The 4,284-nt window shown below is 67.9% G+C and carries 1 protein-coding gene; it reads right to left on the reverse strand.

What is annotated here, in order from left to right:
• Positions 1–184: 184 nt before the first annotated feature.
• Positions 185–4,087 carry a DUF3683 domain-containing protein gene (locus tag FUT87_RS13445; protein ID WP_404935403.1) on the reverse strand — a complete coding sequence of 1,301 codons (3,903 nt, stop codon included), beginning with the start codon at positions 4,085–4,087 and terminating at the stop codon, positions 185–187.
• Positions 4,088–4,284: the final 197 nt, after the last annotated feature.

The raw sequence follows: 4,284 nt of genomic DNA on the forward strand, positions 1-4,284 counted from the left end.
CCCGCAAGCGGGAGAGGGGGTAATGCATCAGCGGCGCCTGCTCGGTAGAACACCCTCGCCCGCTTGCGGGAGAGGGAGTCATCGGGCGAGCGCGCTGGTTGCAAGCCGCGGCGGCAACTTCTCCCTCTCCCCGCTTGCGGGGAGAGGGTTGGGGTGAGGGGCGTGTCCTGCCGCGCCAGCCGTGTCAGACCAGCACGCGCTCGATCCCGCCGTTGTTGGCCTTGGCCACGTACTCCGGCATCCAGTTCTCGCCGAGGATCTTGCGGGCCATCTCGACCACGATGTAGTCCGCCTCGAGCAACCCGTTCTGCAGGTCCCCGCCGTAGCGGCTCAGGCCTTGCAGGCACGACGGGCAGCTGGTCAGGATCTTCAGGTTCTCCTGCGCCCCCACCTTCCCCGCCGAGCGCAGCTGCGCCTCGGCCTTGCGCAGTTCCTCTTCCTTGCGGAAGCGCACCTGCGTCGACACATCCGGCCGGGTGACGCCCAGCGTGCCGCTCTCGCCGCAGCAGCGCTCGCTCTTCATCACCTCCGGCCCGACCAGCGCCTTCACCGTCTTCATCGGCTCCTGCAGCTTCATCGGCGAGTGGCAGGGGTCGTGATAGAGATACGCCTGCTTCGAATCGAGCTGGATGCCCTTCTCCAGCAGGTATTCATGGATGTCGACGATGCGGCAGCCCGGGAAGATCTCTTCGAACTTGTAGCCCTGCAGCTGGTCATAGCAGGTGCCGCAGCTGACCACCACCGTCTTGATGTCGAGGTAGTTCAGCGTGTTGGCCACGCGATGGAACAGCACCCGGTTGTCGGTGATGATCTTCTCGGCCTTGTCGAACTGTCCCGACCCGCGCTGCGGATAACCGCAGCACAGGTAACCCGGCGGCAGCACCGTCTGCACGCCGGCGTGCCAGAGCATCGCCTGCGTCGCCAGCCCGACCTGGCTGAACAAGCGCTCCGAGCCGCAGCCCGGGAAGTAGAAGACCGCCTCCGCATCCGCCGAGGCCTTCTGCGGGTTGCGGATGATCGGGACGTAGTTCTTGTCCTCGATGTCGAGCAGCGCGCGCGCCGTCTTCTTCGGCAATCCGCCCGGCAGCTTCTTGTTGATGAAGTGGATCACCTGCTCCTTGACGGGCGCGACGCCCACCGTCGCCGGCGGCGCGCTGGTCTGCTTGCGCGCCACGCGCTTGAACAGGCTGTTGGCCACGCGCTGCGCCTTGAAGCCGACGCCCACCATCGCCGCGCGGGCGATCTTGATGGTCTCCGGATTGGTCGCGTTGAGCATGAACATCGCCGCCGCGTTGCCGGGCTTGAAGCTCTTCTTGCCCATCTTGCGCAGCAGGTTGCGCATGTTCATCGTGACGTCGCCGAAGTCGATCTTCACCGGGCACGGATTCACGCACTTGTGGCACACCGTGCAGTGGTCCGCGACGTCCTCGAATTCCTCCCAATGCTTGATCGACACACCGCGGCGCGTCTGCTCCTCGTAGAGGAAGGCCTCGACCAGCAGCGAGGTCGCCAGGATCTTGTTGCGCGGGCTGTAGAGCAGGTTGGCGCGCGGCACATGCGTCGCGCAGACCGGCTTGCACTTGCCGCAGCGCAGGCAGTCCTTGATGGACTCGCTGATCGCGCCGATGTCGCTCTGCTGCATGATCAGCGACTCATGCCCCATCAGCCCGAAGCTGGGCGTGTAGGCATTGGTCAGGTCGGCGAAGGTGTGCTGGCTGCCATGGCCGCCGGTGCCGGGCCGCAGCAGCTTGCCCTTGTTGAAGCGCCCTTCCGGATCGACCTTGGCCTTGTAGCCGGCGAAGCCCGCCAGCTCCTCGTCGTTGAGGAACTCCAGCTTGGTGATGCCGATGCCGTGCTCGCCCGAGATCACGCCGTCCAGCGAGCGCGCCAGCGTCATGATCCGCGCCACCGCCTCGTGCGCGGTCTGCAGCATCTCGTAGTTGTCGGAGTTCACCGGGATGTTGGTGTGCACGTTGCCGTCGCCGGCATGCATGTGCAGCGCCACCCACACCCGACCGCGCAGCACCTCCTTGTGGATGCGCTTGCACTCGGCCAGGATCGGCGCGAAGGAGGCGCCCGCGAACACGTCCTGCAGCGGCTTGAGGATCTGCCGCTTCCAGCTCGCGCGCAGCGTGTAGTCCTGCAGCTGCTCGAAGAACGAGCGCTCGCCGTCACGTTCGACGTCGAGCTCCTGCATCCAGGTGCGCCACTGCGCGCCGACCTCGTCCAGCAGGGCCAGCGCCTGCTGCACGCGGTCCTCGAGCAGCTCGGCGCTGGGGATCTCGCCGGCGTCGTCGCTCTTGCCCAGCGGCAGGTTGCCGGCGGCGAAGAAGGCGCGCAGCGCCTCCACGAGCGCCAGCTTGTTGCGCAGCGACAGCTCGATGTTGATGCGCTCGATGCCCAGCGTGTACTCGCCCATGCGGGGCAGCGGGATCACCACGTCCTCGTTCACCTTGAACGCATTCGTGTGCTTGGAGATCGCCGCCGTGCGCTTGCGGTCCAGCCAGAACTTCTTTCGCGCGTCGGCGCTGACCGCGACGAAGCCTTCGCCCGAGCGGCCATTGGCCAGGCGCACCACCTCGCTGGTGGCACGCGCGACCTCATCGGCGTCGTCGCCGACGATGTCGCCGATCAGCACCATCTTCGGCAGCCCGCCGCGCTTGCTCTTGGTCGCGTAGCCGACCGCCTTCAGGTAGCGGTCGTCCAGATGCTCCAGGCCGGCGAGGATCGCGCCGTTCGGCTTCTTCATCTCGCCGAACATGAAGTCCTTGATGTCGACGATGGACGGCACGCACTCCTTCGGGTTGCCGAAGAACTCCAGGCAGACCGTGCGCACATGCGCCGGCATGCGGTGCACGATCCAGCGCGCGCTGGTGATCAGGCCGTCGCAGCCTTCCTTCTGGATGCCGGGCAGGCCGGCCAGGAACTTGTCGGTGACGTCCTTGCCCAGGCCTTCCTTGCGGAAGGTGCGACCGGGGATGTCCAGGCGCTCGGTGCGCTCCAGCGTCTTGCCGGTCGCGTCGTAGTAGTGGAGATCGAAGCTCGCGACCTCGACGTCGTGGATCTTGCCGAGGTTGTGGTTGACGCGCACCACCTCCAGCCACTTCGCGTCCGGCGTGACCATGCGCCACGATGCGAGGTTGTCCAGCGCCGTGCCCCACAGCACGGCCTTCTTGCCGCCGGCGTTCATCGCGATGTTGCCGCCGATGCACGAGGCTTCCGCCGAGGTCGGGTCGACCGCGAACACGAAGCCGTGCAGCTCGGCCAGGTCGGACACGCGCTGCGTGACGACGCCGGCCTCGGTCCAAATGGTGGGGACCTCGCGGTCCAGACCCGGCAGCGTCTTCATCTCGACGCCGCGCATGGCCTCGAGCTTTTCGGTGTTGATCACCGCGCTGTTCCAGACCAGCGGCACCGCACCGCCGGTGTAGCCGGTGCCGCCGCCGCGCGGGATCACCGTCAGGCCGAGCTCGAAGCAGCCCGCCACCAGCGCGGCCATCTCGGCCTCGGTGTCGGGCGTCAGCACGACGAAGGGGTACTCGACGCGCCAGTCGGTCGCGTCGGTCACGTGCGAGACGCGCGACAGGCCGTCGAACTTGATGTTGTCCTTCGCCGTCGTCTTCGCGAAGACCTTGACCGCGCGCTTGCGCAGCTCGGCCACCTGCTCGAACTGGTGGGAGAACGCGGCCACGGCGGCCTCGGCCGCGGTCAGCAGCTCGCCCACCCAGGCGTCGCGCTTGGCGTCGTCCTCGGGATGGCGGCGGCGCTGCACCTCGCCCAGGCGATGCCGCAGCGCGCCGATCAGCGCCTCGCGCCGCTTGGGGTTGTCCAGCAGGTCGTCCTGCAGGTAGGGGTTGCGCTGCACCACCCAGATGTCGCCCAGCACCTCGTACAGCATGCGCGCGGAGCGCCCGGTCTGGCGCTCGCCGCGCAACTGGTCCAGCAGCTCCCACGCGCGGGCTCCGAGCAGGCGAAGGACGATTTCGCGATCGGAGAAGGACGTGTAGTTGTACGGAATCTCGCGCAGCCGGGCGGCGGGCGTGGGCGTCGGGGTCACGTCGCCGGCCATCGCGGGGTCGGCGGGCATCAGCAGATGCGGTGCGTTCATGGCGGCCAGGTGCTCGCGCACCGGGGTTGCGGCAGGCCGGCGCCCTGGGACAGGGGCCGATGCCAGGCTGGGGGAAAGCATGAGGCCCGGTGCCGGACGCCGCCCCGGACTTGTGGTCCCCGCGCCCGCTGGACACGGGGTTGGAAGGGGCGTTCGCGATGGCCGCGATCGGCGGC

It is taken from the genome of Mitsuaria sp. TWR114 (genome assembly GCF_007997345.1).

Bases quoted from the DNA above. Each gene is read 5' to 3' on its own strand.
- FUT87_RS13445 (WP_404935403.1), bottom strand. From the start codon at position 4,087: ATGCCCGCCGACCCCGCGATGGCCGGCGACGTGACCCCGACGCCCACG.